Raw genomic sequence first — 17149 nt, 5'->3', positions numbered from 1 at the left:
ACGCGTACGTCGCCGCGGTGTTACGGGTAGGAGACGAGCGGGCTCACCTGGTGCCCGGTGTTCGCGGGGTCACCCGTGTCGTCGACGACGTGGGCGATCGTGCCGACGCCGCCGAGTGACACGGACACGACGTTGTGGAGCCGGACCCCGGGCGTGTTCGGCACTTCGAACGAGTGACTGGCCACAATGGACGGATTCGTGTCGAAGAAGCAGTAGCTGCCCAGGCCCCAGCCTTCGTGGCTGGTCACCGAATCGGCCACCTTGTACGCCGCCCAGCCCTGCCGGCCGCCGCCGCTGGACCAGGACGCCTGGTCCGGCGGGTCGTACGGCAGCTCGTTCTGGAAGAAGTACGTCCGCCCGCCGTTGCCGTTCCAGAGCACCTCGTACTGCTGGTAGTGCTCGACGAACAGACCGTACATCGTGACGTGCGCGCCGTTGACGACCAGGCCGTTGGCCGCGGTGTTGACGTTCCAGCCGACGCCGTTCGAGTGGTCGCCGCGCCACAGCCACATGTGGTCGCCGAGGACGTTGTTCGAATTGACCACCAGCGTCTGTGTCGCCTTCCCGACGGCCGCGCCGCCGATCCGGAAGAACACGTCGTGCAGGGACGTCGGGTCGGCCGCGTGGTTCGTGGCCGAACCCGGCTGGCCGACCTGCACGAGCACCGGCGAGTTCACCGCGCCCGCGTCGATCAGCAGCCCGGCGATCTTCACCCCGTCCACATCGGACGTCGTGATCGCCGCGGTCCCGTTGGTGGGCATCAGCGTCGCCAGGCCGAGGCCGAGCACCACGGTGTCCGGGCGCGTGACGTTCAGCGCCTGGTCGAGGTGGTACACACCGGGCGTCACGAGCAGGTGCTTGCCCGCGGCCAGTGCCGCGTTCAGCATCGCGGCCGAGTCCGACGGGTGCGCGACGTAGAACTCGCTGAGCGAGATCGACTGCCCGGCCGGCGCGCCGTGGCCCCAGCTGGTGCCGGACGAGTTCTGCCGCACCGCCGGGACGAAGACGTTGTAGCTGCCGGAACCGTCGACGTAGAGGAACGGCTTCTCGCGGATCACCGGGGTCTGGCCGACGACCGTCTCCGGCGGGTTCGGGAAGGACGCCGGCGGCGTGCCGGTCGAGCCGACGAACACCATGTTCCAGACGCCGCCCTGCCAGCCGCCGAGCTCGCTGTTGCGGGTGAGGAACTGCTGCTGAGAACCGGAAACGGCGACGCCGTCGATCTTGCTGTCGGCGATCAGCCCACCGCTCGCCCAGCCGTCGCCGCCGTTCCACAGCTGGATCTGGCTGCCCTTGAGGTGCATCCGGCGGTAGGGCGCGGCCTGCGCGACGGCCCACCGCTCGACCTGGCCGGCCGGCAGCGTCACCGACAGGTTCTCGGCCGACCGCCAGAAGTTCTGCGTCGCGTTGCCCTTGTTGGCCGGGTTGTCACCCTGCTGCAGCCAGTCCGCCTCGACGCGGACGTGGCCGTCGAGGTTGACGTCGTCGGGGGAGAGGCCGAGCCCGGCGACCTGCTCGTAGAAGCCGAGGTTGACGTCGGCGTCGTAGCTGCCCGGCTTGAAGAGCACCGCATAGCGCTCATTGCCGAACTGGTTGGTGTGCTGCTGGTCCGCGAGCTGCGTCAGCCGGTTCTGGACCGTCGCGGCCGGGGTCGAGGGGTCGAACACCGACACGTTCGGCCCGAGGTCCGGGTTGCGTGGATCGGTCGGCGGGATCGGGGTGGTGCCGCCGGTGCCGTGCGCGGCGACCTCCCACAGCGAATAGCCGTACTGCGTGGCCCGCTGGGTGCCGGTGATCCGGAGGTATCGGGCGGTCCCGGTGACGGGCACGGTCTGCGTGCCGCCGGTGCCGGTGGTGGTCGAGTACGCCGTGGTCCAGCCGGTGGCGTCGGCGGACAGCTGGACGGTGAACGCCTTCGCGTAGGCGGCTTCCCAGCTGAGCACCACGTCGCAGAGCTGCTGCGCGGAGCCCAGGTCGACCTGCAGCCATTGCGGGTCGCCGAACGCGCTGGACCAGCGCGTGCCGGTGTTGCCGTCGACCGCGGCGGACGCGGGCGTCCCGCCGTTCTCGGTGGACGACGCGGTCGCGGCATGCCCCTGGGCGAGGTTCGTGGTGCCGCACGCGGCGGCTTGGGCCGGTGCGGAGCCGACCACTGCCGCGGTGGTGACCGCGGTGACCAAGGTGGCGGCGATGACGAGGAGGCGGTGTACCGGGGAGAACGTCGTTGATCTCATGACCCTGCCTGCTGAATCGGGAGGACGGCGAAAGGCGGCGGACCGGGCGAGCCCCACAGCTCGCGCCGGCGTCGGGTGGTGCGACGGGTTCGCGCCGGGTCACCCACCGGCACCGTGAGCCGGAGGAGCGGTACCGGGGGTGAGCAGGTGCGAACCGGTCAGCCCGAAAGGTGCTTGTCGCGGCGGAACTGCTCCGGGTGGCGGTCACGGAACCGGTTCCGTCGATGAGTTCGCAGTTAACAGCGCCGGGTTCGGCGGAGTCAAGGTTCCGGCGCGGATTCTCCTCGCCCGGACCAGTCTTCCGCGTGGTCCGTGACCGTCCGGCGCAGGACCGTTGACATTTTACGGTCCTTTATTTATATCTTGAACTAAGAGCGTGCCGAAGGCCGGGAACCCCACACCCGCGCCGAGGACCACGTGAGCCGATCCGCACCGGGGCAAGGCCGCCCCGGTGCCGGTTCGCCGTGGAGGTGCCCATGCAACGCCGCATGCCGAGGACCCGGGTTCTCGCCGTCCTCGCCCTGACCCTGGCCGCCCTGCTGACCGCCCCGGTCGCGCAGGCTGCGCCCCTGCTGCTCTCCCAAGGCCGTCCGGTGACGGCGTCCTCGACCGAATCCGCTGCCTTCCCGGCCTCGGCCGCGGTCGACGGCGACCCGGGTACCCGCTGGTCCAGCGCTTTCGGCGACCCCCAGACGCTGCAGGTGGACCTCGGCTCGACCCAGCAGCTGTCCCAGATCGTCCTCAACTGGGAAGCCGCCTACGCCAAGGCTTTCACCATCCAGGCGTCCACCGACGGCGGTACGTGGAGCACGCTGTATTCGACCACCACCGCGTCCGGCGGCACCCAGACGCTGAACGTCACCGGCAGCGGCCGGTACGTCCGGCTCACCGGCACCCAGCGCGCCACGCAGTACGGCTATTCGCTCTGGGAGTTCCAGGTCTACGGCGGGGGCGGCACGACCCAGCCCGGTGACGTCCTGCTGTCCTACGGGAAGCCCGGCACGGCGTCTTCGTCCCAGGACGACGGCGCCTGCCCTGGCTGTCTCCCGGCGAAGGCGTTCGACCACGACCCGGCCACGCGCTGGGCGACCAGCGCGACCACCGGCTGGGTCGACCCGGGCTGGCTCACCGTCGACCTCGGCGCGCCCGCCGCGATCCACCAGGTCGTCCTGCAGTGGGACCCGGCCTACGCGGTCGCCTACCAGCTCCAGGTGTCGAACGACAACGCGAACTGGACCTCGATCCACTCGACCACGACCGGCAAGGGCTTCAAGGAGACGCTGACCGTCAACGGTTCCGGCCGGTACGTCCGGATGTACGGCACCGCCCGCTCCAACGGCTACGGCTACTCGTTGTGGGGCTTCGACGTCTACGGCACGGGAGGCAACCCGACCCCGCCCCCGGCCACGCCGCCGGCGCCGCACTTCCCGGGCACGCTGGTCTGGAGCGACGAGTTCAACGGCGCCGCGGGCGCGACCCCGGACGCGAGCAAGTGGACCGCCGAGACCGGCGCCGGTGTCAACAACGAGCTCGAGTACTACACGAACAACAACAACGCCAAGCAGGACGGCCGCGGCAACCTCGTCATCCAGGTCCGCCGCGAAGCCACCCCGGGCAGCGCGTGCCCGGTCGACCCGATCAGCGGCAGCGGCACCTGCCAGTACACCTCCGGCCGGATCAACACCGCCGGCAAGTTCAGCTTCACCTACGGCCACGTCGAGGCGAACATCAAGGTGTCCGGCACGCAAGGGCTGTGGCCCGCGTTCTGGCTGCTGGGCGCGAACTTCTTCAGCGGCACGCCGTGGCCGAACTGCGGTGAGATCGACATCATGGAGCACGTCGGCAAGGCGCCGAACCTCGCCTACTCGACGATCCACGCCCCGGCCTACAACGGCGCGGGCGGCGTCGGCGCGCCCTACGACCTCGGCCAGGACGTCTCCGCGGGCTTCCACCGCTTCGGCCTCGACTGGGACGCGTCGCACATGACCTTCTCCGTCGACGGAAACGCGTTCGAGACGATCAATCGCGACACCGTGGAGAGCACGCGCGGGCCGTGGGTGTACGACCACCCGTTCTTCCTCATCCTCAACAACGCCATCGGCGGTGACTTCCCCGGCCCGCCGGGAGCCGGGACCGTGCTCCCGCAGGACATGGTGATCGACTACGTCCGGGTGTACCAGTGAAGCGGCTGGCTCTCGGCGCCGTGGTCGCCGCAGGCCTGCTCACCGCGCCGCTGTTCACCGCCCAGGCAGCCCCGGCGCTGCTCTCGCAAGGGCACGCCGTGACCGCGTCCTCCACCGAGAACGCCGCCTTCCCGGCTTCCGCCGTGGTCGACGGCGACCCCGGCACCCGCTGGTCGAGCCTGGCCGCCGACCCGCAGACGCTGCAGGTCGACCTCGGCGCGTCGCACCCGCTCAACCAGGTCGTGCTCCAGTGGGAGGCCGCCTACGCCAAGGCGTTCACCATCCAGGCGTCGGCCGACGGCAGCCAGTGGTCCACTGTGTACTCGACGACGACGGGCACCGGCGGCACGCAGACGCTGCCGGTGACCGGCAGCGGCCGGTACGTCCGGCTGACCACCACCGCGCGAGCCACCCAGTGGGGCGTGTCGCTGTGGGAGTTCCAGGTCTTCGGCGATGGTGCCACCCAGGCGTGCGGCAGCGCGAACGCGGCGCTGCGGCAACCGGCGACGGCCTCCAGCGTCCAGTCCGGCGCCTTCCCGGCTTCGGCGGCGTTCGACGGCGACCTCGGCACGCGGTGGTCGAGCCTGGCCGCGGACCCGCAGTCGATCCAGGTCGACCTGGGCAGCGCGCGACCGGTGTGCGGCGTCGACCTGACGTGGGAGGCGGCGTACGCGAGCGCGTACACGATCCAGCTGTCCGCCGACGGCTCGTCGTGGACCACCGCGGCGACCGTGACCGGCGCGGGCGGCACCGAACACCCGGCCGTCTCGGGGACCGCGAGGTACGTCCGGCTCAACGCCACCGCGCGGGCGACCCAGTGGGGTGTCTCGCTGTGGGAATTCGCTGTCCACACGTCCGACAGTGCCCCGCCGACGACCACTCCCACCAACCCGGGTGGCTGCCCGTGGGTGGGGTCCACCGCACCGGTCGCCGACCGCGTCAACCAGCTGATGGCGGCGATGACCCCGCAGCAGAAGGTCAAGGTGCTGCACGGCAACGGCGCGACCGGGCCCTACATCGGCAACACCGACGCGGTGCCGGAGCTGTGCATCCCGGCGCTCGGCCTGCAGGACGGCCCGGCCGGGGTCGGCGACGGCCTCGACGGCGTCACCCAGTTCCCGGCGCCGGTGTCGGCCGCCGCGACCTGGGACACCGCGCTGCTGAACCGGTACGGCACCGCGATGGGCGCCGAGTTCGCGGGCAAGGGCGTCGACATCGCCCTCGGCCCGACGATCAACCTGGTCCGCGACCCGCGCTGGGGCCGCAACTTCGAGACCTACAGCGAGGACCCGTACCTCGCCGGGGCGGCCGGGACCTCGACGATCCAGGGCATCCAGAGCCAGGGCGTCATGGCGCAGGCCAAGCACGCGGCCGCGTACAACGTCGAGGCCGGGGCGTCGCGCGGCACGCCGTCGGACAACGTGATCATCGACGACCGGACGCTGCACGAGCTGTACCTGCCCGCGTTCCAGCAGGTGGCGAGCCAGGGCCAGGTCGCGTCGATGATGTGCGCCTACAACCGGATCAACGGCGTCCCGGCGTGCCAGAACGCCGGGGTGCTGACGAACGCGATCAAGCAGGACACCGGCTGGGGCGGCTTCGTCGGCTCCGACTGGGGTTCGGCGACCGGTGGTCCGCGGCAGCTGGCCAACGGCGGCCTCGACATGGAGATGCCCGGCGGCGCCTTCTTCGGCCAGGGCCTGCTCGACGCCGTCTCGCGCGGTGAGGTCACGCAGGTCCGCGTCGACGACATGGTCCGGCGGGTGCTGACCCAGATGTTCCGGTTCGGCGTCTTCGACCGAGCCCGCCGGGGGACGCCGCAGTCGGTCGTGACCACTGCGGCGAACGTCGCCACCGCGCGGGACGTCGCCGCGGCCGGTTCGGTGCTGCTGAAGAACACCGGCGTCCTGCCGCTGACCGCGTCGACCAAGTCGATCGCGCTTTCCGGCGGCGACGGGATCGACCCGCAGAACATCGGCGGCGGCAGCGCCAAGGTCAACCCGTCGCCGGCGTCGGTGAACCCGATCAACGGCATCAAGGCCCGCGCCGGGTCCGGCGTCACGGTGTCCTATGTGGACGGCGCGGGTGAGCACGTGCAGACGCCGGACGTCCCGGCGGCGGTCGCGGCGGCTCGCACCGCCGACGTCGCCGTCGTGTTCGCCAGCTACGGCGAGTCCGAGTCCCAGGACCTCGACACGATCGACCTGCAGAACCAGCAGAAAGACCTGATCGACGCGGTCGCCTCGGCCAACCCGCGCACGGTCGTCGTGCTCAACACGGGGTCGGCGGTGACCATGCCGTGGCTGGGCAAGGTCGCCGCGGTGCTCGAGGGCTGGTACCCGGGCCAGGAGAACGGCAACGCGCTGGCGTCGCTGCTCTACGGCGACGTCAACCCGTCGGGCAAGCTGCCGATCAGCTTCCCGAAGCAGCTCGCCGACCTGCCGACGGCGAACGTCCAGCAGTTCCCCGGCGCGAACGACCGGATCGAGTACTCGGAAGGTCTCGACGTCGGCTACCGCTGGTACGACAGCCGCAACCTCGAGCCGCTGTTCCCGTTCGGCTTCGGGCTGTCCTACACGACGTTCGGGTTCTCGAACCTGGTCGTCACCCCGCAGGGCACGAACGGCACCGCGACCGTGACGGCCACGGTGACCAACACGGGCACCCGCGCGGGCGCCGACGTCGTCCAGCTCTACGTCGGCCAGCCGGCCGGCAACGGTGAGCCACCCAAGCAGCTGAAGGGGTTCAAGAAGGTCCAGCTGAACGCCGGGCAGAGCGCTCAGGTGTCGTTCCCGCTCACGCCGCGGGACCTCGCGCACTGGACCGGCTCGTGGACGACGAACGCGGGCCAGTACCGCGTCTACGTCGGTGACTCGTCACGCACCGTGCCGCTGTCGGCGGCGCTGACCGTCTCCTGAGTCGATTCCCGGATCACCAGCGACGTCGGGACGATCAGCGGGCCGTCCGGGGACGGCGCGCCGGCCAGCCGGTCCAGCAGCAGCCCGGCCGCCGCCTCGCCCATCCGCCGCAGCGGCTGGCGGATCGTGGTGAGCGGCGGCTGGGTGTGCGCGGCCAGGGGGATGTCGTCGAAGCCGACGACGGCGACGTCCCCCGGCACCGCGCGGCCGGACTTGCGCAGGCCGGCGAGCACGCCCGCCGCGGTGAGGTCGTTGTGCGCGAAGACCGCGTCGAACTCCGGGCCCGTTTCCAGGAGCTGGAGGATCGCCGCCTCACCGCTTTCGCTCGTGAAGTCGCCTTCGATGATCAGCCGCGGGTCGAGGGTCAGGCCCGCGTCGCGGACGACGTCGTTGAAGCCGTTGAGCCGATCGGCGGTGCAGCCGAAGTCGTGGGGCCCGGTGACGGTCGCGAACCGGGTGCGGCCGGTGCCCAGGAGGTGCCGGGCCGCGGACGCGCCACCCTGCCGGTTGTCCGTGCCCACCGACGGGAACGCGGGACGGCGGCCGCGGTCGTCGATCACCACCACCGGCAGTCCCGAGTCGTGCAGCACCCGCAGGTGCCGCACCGCGTCCGGCGGTTCCACCAGCAGGAGCCCGTCGAACGCCTTCGCCGAAACCTGGCGCGAGAACTCGCCGAGGGAATCGGCGCCGCGGTTGGCGGTCGACAGCAGCAGGCCGTAGCCCTTCGACTCCACGACGTCGGCGACGCCCTGCAGCACCTCGCCCATCCACGGCCACGTCAGCCCCGGCACCAGCATGCCGACCGTGCGCGTCACCCCGCGGGCCAGGCCGACCGCGCCGGCGCTCGGGATGTACCCGGTCGCGGCGATCACCTCGCGCACCCGGATCGCGGTGGCCGCGTCCACGTCGGCCTTGTTGTTGAGCACCCTCGACACGGTCGTCTTGCTCACCCGCGCGCGGCGGGCGACCTCGGCGATCGTGACGCGCATCCGTCCTCCCGAGCGGGGGGTGGCAAGCCCTGTGGTGCCAAGGTACCCGCCCGCGGGCCCGCTGGGACCGGTGCGAGATCGATCAAGTCCGCACGGACAGCCGGGTGAGGCTCGCGTCCCCGGTCCGCCAGTTCGTGCGAATGGCGACGTACCGGGCCGGCCCGTCGGCCGCCGTCCGGTAGGTGACGCCGTCGACGCTGGTTTCCACCGTCGCCGCCGGTCTGCGCCCGGGCGTCCAGGTCAGTTCGACCGCGGAAACCGCCGTCACCGCCCCGAGGTCGACCACCAGCCGGCCGTCCGGCCCCGGCCGCCACGCCGTCGTGGGGTCGTCGTCGACGGCGGCCGCGGGGCTGGACATGCCCGGCGGCAGGGGTTCGGCGGGGAAGGTGGTCCGGCCGAGTGCGTGGTCGGCCAGCGGGTACGGGCGGACATCGCCGAAGACGACCGGCACGGTCCGCCCTGGTGGCAGCAGCACCGGCCGCGCGCGACCACCGGCCGGCGTCACGGTGACGAGCACCGGCAGCACCCCGGCCGGGGCGGTGAGCTCGACCCGGCTCGCGTCGCGGACGACGGCTTTCAGCCCGGCCGGGCCCCGCACGGTGAACCGCGGCGGTTCGATGCGCCCTTCCGCCGGAGCCAGCGCGTAGGACAGTTCCGTGCCCGTCCGGGTGACGGTTTGCTCGCCGCGGTACAGCCGGGTTTCCCCCGGGAGGGTCACGGTGCCGCGCACCGCGGCGCCGCCGAGGTTCAGCAGCACGAGGAAGCCGTCGGTGACGGTGGCTTCGACCGCGGTCGCGCCGGTGGTGACCCGGCCGGAAGCCTGCGGCGGACCGGGGCGCAGCTCGGCGACGAACGGGGCGGCCGGGCCGCCGGAGAGCGTGACGCGGTCGCCGGTGACGGTGATCGGGTTCGGGCCCGCGACGGTGATCCCGGCGCGGCCGTCGATGTCGAGCCTGCCGCCCGTGCTGCGCAGCGCGGGCACCGGATAGCTCGCCACGGACGTCCAGGTCACGCCGTCCGGCGACGTCTCGATCCGGTACTCCCGCCCGGCGGCGGCCTCCCAGCTCAGCCGCACGCGGTCGACGGCCCTCGGCGCGCCGAGGTCGACGGCCAGCCAGCTGTCCGCGCGCGGGCGGTCCGATGTGGACACCGCCCAGCGGGTCGCCGCGTTGCCGTCGACGGCGTACTTCGCCTCCTTGCCCGCCGACGCCGACGAGGCCGCTGCCGTCCCGGTCCCGGCCAGGTCCGGTCCGTCGCCGTCGCGGACCTCGAACGCCCAGAGCGAGTAGCCGTACTGCGGGTCCGGTTCGACGCCGAGCATGCGGACGTGCCGCGCGGTGACCGGGGTGAACGTCAGCTCGTCGGTCCGCGCACCGGCAGGAGCGGCCGCCGCTTTCACCGTCACGGTCCCTTCGGCGGCGGTGTAGGTGCGGTCGCCGTCGAGGCCCGGCACGCCGGGCATCACGAGGTTGTGCACGTTCAGCACGCCCTCGCGCGCGGCGACGCCGGTGCTGGCGTAGACGGCGGCACCGGTCGGCAGGGTGGCGAGCGCGGCACACCCGCTGTCGAAGCGCAGGACGCCGACCGTGCCGTCGAAACCGTCGCGGACCTCCGTGAACGTGGTGGCGTGCCGTTCTCGCACGACGAGGTTCGTGGCCGGGAGCAGCATCGGGTTCGCGCCGCCGAGCACGAACAGCCAGTCGTCGTGGTGCGGCTGCCAGGCGAACTTCACGAAGCCGGGCTTGCTGACCGTCCCGGCCCAGGCGGCGGGGGAGCGGTGGGCCAGCAGGCCCGGCCCGGCACCGAAGTCGGCGACCCCGGCCGCGTGGGCGGCGAACTCGCGCTCGCTCACGGGGACGACCGGGCCGCCGTGGGCGGCGCGCCACTCGTGCAGCAGGTAGCTGATCGCGAGTTCGGCGCGGGCCTCCGGCTCGTACTTCGGTTCGCCGGAGAACTTCGTGAGCCGGTCGGCGGGCGCGTAGGCCTGGTAGGGCTCGAGACGGGCCGCGAGGTCGGCCTCGGCGCGGGCGGCGTGGCGGTCGCCGAGCACCTGGGCGCGGAAGGCGAGCGGGATGACGTCGCGGCCGTAGAGGTGCTCCCGGTCCGCGACCATCGGCATCAGCGGTTCGCCGGCGTCACTGGTCATCAGCAGCATCGTGCGCCACAGCAGTTCGCCGTTCGGCTGCGCGGTGAGCACCTCCGGCAGCGGCGTGCCGGCGGCGAGGAAGTGCATCGCGTTGCGGCCGGACGTGCGCCAGAGCTCTTCCTGGTAGTGCGGGCCGAACGAACCGTGGTTTTCGACGAGGAAGGTGTCGTAGAGGTTGGTGGCGGTGTTCGCGCTGATCGGGCGGCCGTCGACGAGCCGCGGGTTGGCCAGGTCCGCGGCAGGCAACCCGGCCTCGTTGCGGCTCCACGCGCCGAAGGCGTCCCGCCATGCCGCCGCCCGCGGATCGGCCGGTGCCCACGCGAGCGCGGGGGCCAGCGACTGGGCGTAGACGCCCATCTCTTCGAGCTTGGTGTCCCCGATGTGCCCGCCGAGCAGGCCGTCGGGCGTCCAGCCGCCGGACTCCGGGTCGTCGCCGGTGCCGAGGGCGGTGGTGTAGGCGGCCTGTCCGGTGGTGATGTGCTCGACGTCCTGGTGGGTGGCCTCGTCGAGCTCCGTCCACAAGAGACGGGACGCGAGCACGAAGTAGGACTGGAAGGTGGTGTCGAAGAAGAGCTTGCGGCCCCACTCGGTACCGCCGGCGAGCCGGTTCGACGCGGCGAAGTGCCGGATCGTGGCGAGGGTGTGCTCGCGCAGGGTGTCCCGGTCGACGCCGGCGATCGCCGGGTCGTAGCCGTCGCGGGTGAGCAGGACGGCGTTGCCGAGCACCACGGCGAAGGTGAAGTCACGGGCCGGGTAGTGGCCGGCGACCGGGTCGAACTGCTGCTCGGCCCAGCGCGTGTGCCGCAGCAGCACGCGCAGGTAGGTCGCGGCGACCGGATCGGGCGGTCCGCCGGGCGCCGCCGTGCCGTCCGCTGTCGTGCCGGGTACCGCCGTGTCGTTCGCCGCCCGGGCGAGGCCCGGGAGCAGGCCCGACGCCAGGGCAGCCGCCGCTCCGCCCGCGCCCAGGAGGCGGAGCGCCCGCCGCCGGTCCAGCTCGCCCATGCCCCGGCCTCCGCTCGTTGACAACCTTGTCAGCGCGGATTCTGGAACGCCGTCATCACCCCGGGCAAGCCCGGCGCCGGATCCCGTCCGGTTTCGGACACGGCCGAAGTCCGTATAACGACCTATACCAGCGATCGTAGTGCCGGTGGTGGACAGGCACCGGAAGCGAAGAGCGCCTCGGGGCACCGCGTCGAAACGGTGGCGGAGCTGAACGCCGGGCCGGCCCGAACGGTGGCGGCCTGCCTGGACAGCCGCGGCGGCGTGATGAGATGACAACGTGATCACCGACCCGTGGGTGCTGCTCCTGCTCGTGCTGGCCGGGGTCGGCGCCGGCCTGACCGGAGCGACCGCCGGGCTCGCGTCGCTGGTGTCCTACCCGGCGCTGCTCGCCGCGGGACTGCCGCCGGTGACCGCCAACATCACCAACACCGTCGCCATGCTGGGCACCACCGCCGGTGCCGCCGCCGGGGCACGGCCCGAGCTGGCCGGGCAGCGGCGCCGCCTCGTGCCGCTCTGCGCCATCACCACCGTCGGCGGCGCGTGTGGCGGCCTCGTGCTGCTGCTGACGCCGTCCGGCGCGTTCACCGTCATCGTGCCGTGGCTGATCGGCGGGGCGTCGCTGGTGCTGATGGCCGGTCCCCGGCTGCGGCGGGTGGCCGAAGGGGCGGACCGCCACGGCCTCAGCCCGGTGACCGGGCTGATCGCGTTCCTGATCGGCATCTACGGCGGCTACTTCGGCGCCGCCGCGGGCGTGCTCATGCTCGCGCTGCTGGTCACGGTGTGGAGCCAGCCGCTCGCCCGGACGAACGCGGCCAAGAACCTGATCACCGGCTCGGCGAACCTCCTCGCCGCGATCGTCTTCGCCATCACCGGAAAGGTCGTGTGGCCGGCGGCGCTCGCCGTCTGCCTCGGCTCGCTCGGCGGCTCGTGGCTGGGATCGGTCCTCGTGCGGCGGCTGCCCGCCACGCCGTTGCGGATCGGGATCGGCATCGGCGGACTGGGTCTGGCGGTCGTCCTCGGCCTGAGGGCATGATCGGCGGGGTTATCGGCGAGCAGGAGACCAGATGAGCATTGTCGGGACCAGGGTGGTCCGCCAGGAGGATCGCAATCTGATCACCGCGGGCGGCACCTACGTGGACGATCTGCGACCGGAAGCGCTTTCCGGTGCCGCGCACGCGGTTTTCGTGCGCAGTCCGATCGCGCACGCGCGGATCGGGGGCATCGACGTCAGCGCGGCGAAGGAGGCACCGGGCGTGCTCGGCGTGTTCACCGCCGCGGACCTCGGGCTCGCTCCGCACCCGGCGGGGCCGCTCCCGGAGCCGTGGCTGGCCGATGGCCTGGTGCGCTACGTCGGCGAACCCGTCGCGCTCGTCGTCACCGAAGAGCGTTACCAGCTGGCCGACGCGGCCGAGCTGGTCGACGTCGACTACGAGCCGCTGCAGGCCGTCGTGACCGTCGACGCGGCCCTGGCGGGCGAGACGCTGCTGTTCCCGGAGCACGGCAGCAACGTCGTCCAGGTCCACGGCGCGGCGGAGTTCGACGACGCGATCTTCGACGGCTGCGAAGTCGTCGTCACCCAGACCGTGCTCAACCAGCGCGTCGCGCCCGCACCGCTCGAAGTGCGCGGCGCCGCCTGCGCGTGGGGCGAGGACGGCAGGCTGACGGCCTGGCTGTCCACGCAGAACGCCCAGATGGCCCGGGGGCAGCTGGCCGCGAGCCTCGGCGTCGGCGAAGAGTCGGTGCGGGTGATCGCGCCGGACGTCGGCGGCGGGTTCGGTGCCAAGATCGGCGCGGACCCCGAGGCCACTGTGCTCGGCTGGGCCGCCAAGCAGCTCGGGCGGGCCGTGCGCTGGGTCGAGTCGCGCAGCGAAAACCTCACGGCGATGACGCACGGCCGGGCGCAGCAGAACACCGTGACCATCGGCGGGAAACGCGACGGGACCGTCCTCGCGTACCGCCTCGACGTCATCCAGGATGCCGGCGCGTACCCGCGGTTGCTGATGCTGCCGACGCTGACCGAGCTGATGGCCGTCGGCGTCTACCGGTTCCCCCGGGTCGAAACGCGCAGCCGCGCCGTCGTCACCACCACCACGCCGATCGGGGCCTACCGCGGCGCCGGCCGTCCGGAGGCGACGGCCGCCGTCGAACGGGCGATGGACCGCTTCGCCGCCGAGATCGGGCTGGACCCGGCCGAGGTCCGCCGGGTCAACTTCATCCGGCCCGAGCAGTTCCCGTACCAATCGCCGACCGGGGCTTCGTACGACACGGGCGAATACGCGGCCGCTCTGGACAAGGTGCTCGACACCGCCGGGTACGCGGAACTGCGGGCCGAGCAACAGCGGCGGCGGGAGGCGGGCGACCCGGTCGAACTGGGCCTCGGGATCGCCGCCTACGTCGAGATCACCGGCGGCGACGGTGCCGGGGAGAGCGGCCGCGTCGACATCCACCCCGACGGCTCGGTCGTCGCCTGGACCGGCAGTTCGCCGCACGGGCAGGGCCTCGGCACGTCGCTGGCCATGCTCCTGGCCGACCGGCTCGGCGTGCCCCTGGACAAGATCACCGTCCGCCACGGCGACACCGACGAGGTGCCGAACGCGGTCGGCACGTTCGGCTCGCGGTCGCTGCAGCTGGGCGGCTCGGCGATCCGGCAGGCGGCCGACGAGGTGATCGCCCAGGCCCGCGAGCTGGCGGCGGAACTGCTGGAGGCCGCGCCGGACGACCTCGAACTGGATGCCGGCCGCGGTGTCTGGCAGGTCCGCGGCGCCCCGGCGAGCACGGTGCTCAGCTGGGCGGAGGTCGCCGGCCGGGCGGCCGGGGGCAAGCTGTCCGCCGACGTCTGGTTCGGCGACGGCAAACCGACCTTCCCGTTCGGCGCGCACCTCGCGGTGGTCGAGGTCGACACCGAGACCGGCAAGGTCGAGCTGCGCCGGATCGTCGCCGTCGACGACGCCGGTCCGATCGTCAACCCGCTCACCTTCCGCGGGCAGCGCCACGGCGGGCTCGGCCAGGGCGCGGCGCAGGCCCTGCTGGAGGTCGTCACCTACGACGAGGACGGCAACCCGACGACGGCGACCCTGGCGGACTACTCGTTCGTCACCGCCGCCGAACTGCCGGACTTCGAGCTGGTCGACATGGTGACGCCGACCGACCGGAACCTGCTGGGCGTCAAGGGAATCGGCGAGGCGGCCACGATCGGCTCGACCCCGGCGGTGCACAACGCCGTGATCGACGCGCTGAGCGCGCGCGGCGTCAAGCACCTGGACATGCCCACGACTCCGATCCGGGTGTGGGCGGCACTGGAAGAAGCGGGAAAGGGAAGCGCGCAGTGAAGGTCTCGATCGAAGTCAACGGGCGGACGGTGACCGACGAGGTGCCGGACCGGACGCTGCTGGTGCACTTCCTGCGCGAAACCGCCGGGCTCACCGCCACGAACATCGGCTGCGACACCACGTCCTGCGGCGCCTGCACGGTGCTGCTGGACGGCGAGTCGGTCAAGTCCTGCACGGTGCTGGCCGCGCAGGCCGACGGCCACGCCGTCACCACCGTCGAAGGACTGTCCGGTGCGGACGGTGACCTGCACCCGGTGCAGCGGGCGTTCCGCGAGCAGCACGGCCTGCAGTGCGGGTTCTGCACGCCGGGGATGATCATGGCGTCGGTTTCGCTGCTGGCCGACAACCCCCGGCCGACCCGCGACGACGTCCGGGCCGGGCTCGAGGGCAACCTGTGTCGCTGCACGGGTTACCACAACATCGTCAGCGCCGTGATCGACGCTTCGGGACAGGAGGTGGACCGGTGATCCCCGCCGAGTTCCGCTACGAACGGGCGTCCACAGTGGACGAGGCGCTGGCGTTGCTGGCCACGCACGGCGACGAGGCCAAGGTGCTGGCGGGCGGGCATTCCCTGCTGCCGCTGATGAAGCTGCGGCTGGCCGCGCCGGAGTACCTGGTGGACATCGGGCCGCTCGGCGAGCTGCGGTACGTCCGGCTCGACGGCGGCGACGTCGTGGTCGGCGCGCTGTCCCGGTACAGCGACCTGGCGCGGGACCCGGTGCTGCGGGAGCACGCGCCGCTGCTGGCCCACGTGTCCGGCGAGGTCGGCGACCGTCAGGTCCGCCACCGCGGCACGATCGGCGGATCGCTGGTGCACGCGGACGCGGCGGCGGACCTGCCCGCGGCGGTCTTGGCGTCCGACGCGGTGCTGGTGGCCCGCGGCCCAGCGGGGGAGCGCCGCATCCCGGCGGCGGAGTTCTTCCTCGGCCCGTTCACGACGCCGCTGGCGGCGGACGAGCTGCTGACCGAGGTCCGGTTCCCGGCCCAGACGGGACTGGGCTGGGGCTTCGAGAAGTTCACCCGCCGCGCGATCGACTGGGCGATGGTCGGGGTGGCGGCCGTCGGTGGCCGCGTCGGCCTGGTGAACATGGGCGGCGTACCGCTGCGCGCGACGGCGACGGAGGAGGCACTGGCCGCGGGGCGGTCGATCGAGGACGCGGCGGCCCTGGCGGCGGAGGGCACGAACCCGCCGGACGAACCCCACGCGACGGCGGAGTACCGGCGTCACCTGGCGAGGGTGCTGACCCGGCGGGCGCTGACGCAGGCGGCTTCGCGGACCTGAGCACCGGGGCTTTCCCGGTTTCGGGCGGCCATCACGCTTTCGGCGAAGCGTGATGGCCGATTCCCGCCAGCGACGAGTCCCGTGTGGACGGCAGGATCGACCGGGTGAAAACTGTGGCGCACACGGCCATCGAGCCCGGCATCCTGTACTTCGGCACCCCGGTGGTCCTCGTTTCCAGCACCAACGAAGACGGTTCGGCCAACCTGGCCCCGATGTCGTCCGCGTTCTGGCTCGGCTGGCGGGCGATGCTCGGGCTCGGGGCCCGTTCGAAGACCGCCCGGAACCTGCTGCGCACCCGCGAATGCGTCCTCAACCTGCCTTCGGACACCCTCGCCGCCGCCGTCGACCGCCTGGCACTGACGACTGGCTCCGATCCGGTACCGCCGGGCAAGCAGCAGCGCGGTTACCGCCACGTCGCGGACAAGTTCGGACGCGCGGGCCTGACGCCGGTGCCGTCGGAGACGGTGGCGCCCCCACGGATCGCCGAGTGCCCGGTGGCCATGGAGGCGGTCGTCGAGGCAACGCACCCGGTGGCCGACGACGGCGGCATCGTCGCTTTCGAGGTGCGCGTGCAGCGGGTGTTCGTGCACGAGGACATCCGCCTGGCCGGCACCGACGACCACATCGACCCGGACGCCTGGCGGCCGCTCATCATGAGCTTTCAGAAGCTTTACGGTCTGGGGGAGCAGGTTCACCCTTCGACGTTGGCCCGGATCCCTGAGCGGCTTTACCGTGGACCGGATATCGAGCGGGCTCGAGGTGCCGGGGCGCGTGGGCTGTGAAGCTGAGGGTTTCTTGCGAGGCCGCACTGGGCAGTTACGCCCGATCGAGTGATGAACTCCTGTTCGATTCTCGGGTAGTTTGAAGGTATGTCCAGCGACGTGATGCAGCGAGCCGATGCGGTGGCTTTGGCCGACCGTATCGGTGCGCTGCTTGCGTGTATGCGTTCTGCTGAGGCTGAACTTGGTGCTCTGCTGGTGGAAATCGAGCAGCGGGGCGTGCTGGAGCTGTTCGGGTATCGTTCTGTGGCCCGGTTGCTGGAACACCTCGGCGATGTCCCGAAGCA

10 protein-coding genes and 1 pseudogene are annotated in these 17149 nt (G+C 72.2%); 8 read left to right on the top strand and 3 right to left on the bottom strand.

What is annotated here, in order from left to right; translation table 11 throughout:
- Positions 1–20: 20 nt before the first annotated feature.
- A complete protein-coding gene (locus AB0F15_RS12950) occupies positions 21–2234 on the bottom strand; it encodes a discoidin domain-containing protein (RefSeq protein WP_360269494.1) in 2214 nt (737 codons plus the stop codon).
- 476 nt (positions 2235–2710) lie between these two features.
- Here AB0F15_RS12950 and AB0F15_RS12945 point away from each other — a divergent pair, with 476 nt between their 5' ends.
- Positions 2711–4417, top strand: coding sequence for a discoidin domain-containing protein (locus AB0F15_RS12945; RefSeq protein WP_360269492.1), 1707 nt, complete (start codon positions 2711–2713; stop codon positions 4415–4417).
- The gene (locus tag AB0F15_RS12940; RefSeq protein WP_360269490.1) at positions 4414–7335 is read left to right on the top strand and encodes a glycoside hydrolase family 3 C-terminal domain-containing protein; all 2922 of its coding nucleotides are present in this window, start codon (positions 4414–4416) and stop codon (positions 7333–7335) included. The genes AB0F15_RS12945 and AB0F15_RS12940 overlap by 4 nt, the downstream gene beginning before the upstream one ends.
- Here AB0F15_RS12940 and AB0F15_RS12935 read toward each other — a convergent pair.
- Together AB0F15_RS12935 and AB0F15_RS12930 are read right to left on the bottom strand one after the other, a co-directional pair.
- The gene (locus AB0F15_RS12935) at positions 7278–8324 is read right to left on the bottom strand and encodes a LacI family DNA-binding transcriptional regulator (RefSeq protein ID WP_360269489.1); all 1047 of its coding nucleotides are present in this window, start codon (positions 8322–8324) and stop codon (positions 7278–7280) included. The genes AB0F15_RS12940 and AB0F15_RS12935 overlap by 58 nt on opposite strands.
- 82 nt (positions 8325–8406) lie before the next feature.
- On the bottom strand, positions 8407–11472 hold the full coding sequence (locus AB0F15_RS12930) for a discoidin domain-containing protein (protein ID WP_360269488.1): 3066 nt from the start codon (positions 11470–11472) through the stop codon (positions 8407–8409).
- Positions 11473–11749: 277 nt separating this feature from the next.
- Between AB0F15_RS12930 and AB0F15_RS12925 the strand changes: the two genes are divergently transcribed.
- From AB0F15_RS12925 to AB0F15_RS12900, 6 genes and pseudogenes are all read left to right on the top strand, one after another.
- The gene (locus AB0F15_RS12925) at positions 11750–12505 is read left to right on the top strand and encodes a sulfite exporter TauE/SafE family protein (RefSeq protein WP_360269486.1); all 756 of its coding nucleotides are present in this window, start codon (positions 11750–11752) and stop codon (positions 12503–12505) included.
- Positions 12506–12536: 31 nt separating this feature from the next.
- The gene (locus AB0F15_RS12920; protein ID WP_360269485.1) at positions 12537–14801 is read left to right on the top strand and encodes a xanthine dehydrogenase family protein molybdopterin-binding subunit; all 2265 of its coding nucleotides are present in this window, start codon (positions 12537–12539) and stop codon (positions 14799–14801) included.
- Positions 14798–15268 carry a (2Fe-2S)-binding protein gene (locus AB0F15_RS12915; RefSeq protein ID WP_360269483.1) on the top strand — a complete coding sequence of 157 codons (471 nt, stop codon included), beginning with the start codon at positions 14798–14800 and terminating at the stop codon, positions 15266–15268. The genes AB0F15_RS12920 and AB0F15_RS12915 overlap by 4 nt, the downstream gene beginning before the upstream one ends.
- Complete coding sequence (locus AB0F15_RS12910) at positions 15265–16083, top strand: xanthine dehydrogenase family protein subunit M (protein WP_360269481.1); 819 nt, start codon at positions 15265–15267, stop codon at positions 16081–16083. Before AB0F15_RS12915 ends, AB0F15_RS12910 begins: the two co-directional genes overlap by 4 nt.
- Before the next feature lie 104 nt (positions 16084–16187).
- The gene (locus tag AB0F15_RS12905; protein ID WP_360269479.1) at positions 16188–16865 is read left to right on the top strand and encodes a flavin reductase family protein; all 678 of its coding nucleotides are present in this window, start codon (positions 16188–16190) and stop codon (positions 16863–16865) included.
- A gap of 87 nt (positions 16866–16952) precedes the next feature.
- A pseudogene (locus AB0F15_RS12900) lies at positions 16953–17149 on the top strand (HNH endonuclease); the annotation flags it as partial.

Origin of the sequence: Amycolatopsis sp. NPDC026612 (genome assembly GCF_040638285.1) — a bacterium.
In the GTDB taxonomy this organism is placed as follows: domain Bacteria; phylum Actinomycetota; class Actinomycetes; order Mycobacteriales; family Pseudonocardiaceae; genus Amycolatopsis.
The sequence above is the reverse complement of the archived record's forward strand: the minus strand, read 5'-3'. Positions and strand labels throughout refer to the sequence as shown.

Bases quoted from the DNA above. Each gene is read 5' to 3' on its own strand.
- AB0F15_RS12950 (WP_360269494.1), bottom strand. From the start codon at position 2,234: ATGAGATCAACGACGTTCTCCCCGGTACACCGCCTCCTCGTCATCGCC.
- AB0F15_RS12945 (WP_360269492.1), top strand. From the start codon at position 2,711: ATGCAACGCCGCATGCCGAGGACCCGGGTTCTCGCCGTCCTCGCCCTG.
- AB0F15_RS12935 (WP_360269489.1), bottom strand. From the start codon at position 8,324: ATGCGCGTCACGATCGCCGAGGTCGCCCGCCGCGCGCGGGTGAGCAAG.
- AB0F15_RS12930 (WP_360269488.1), bottom strand. From the start codon at position 11,472: ATGGGCGAGCTGGACCGGCGGCGGGCGCTCCGCCTCCTGGGCGCGGGC.
- AB0F15_RS12920 (WP_360269485.1), top strand. From the start codon at position 12,537: ATGAGCATTGTCGGGACCAGGGTGGTCCGCCAGGAGGATCGCAATCTG.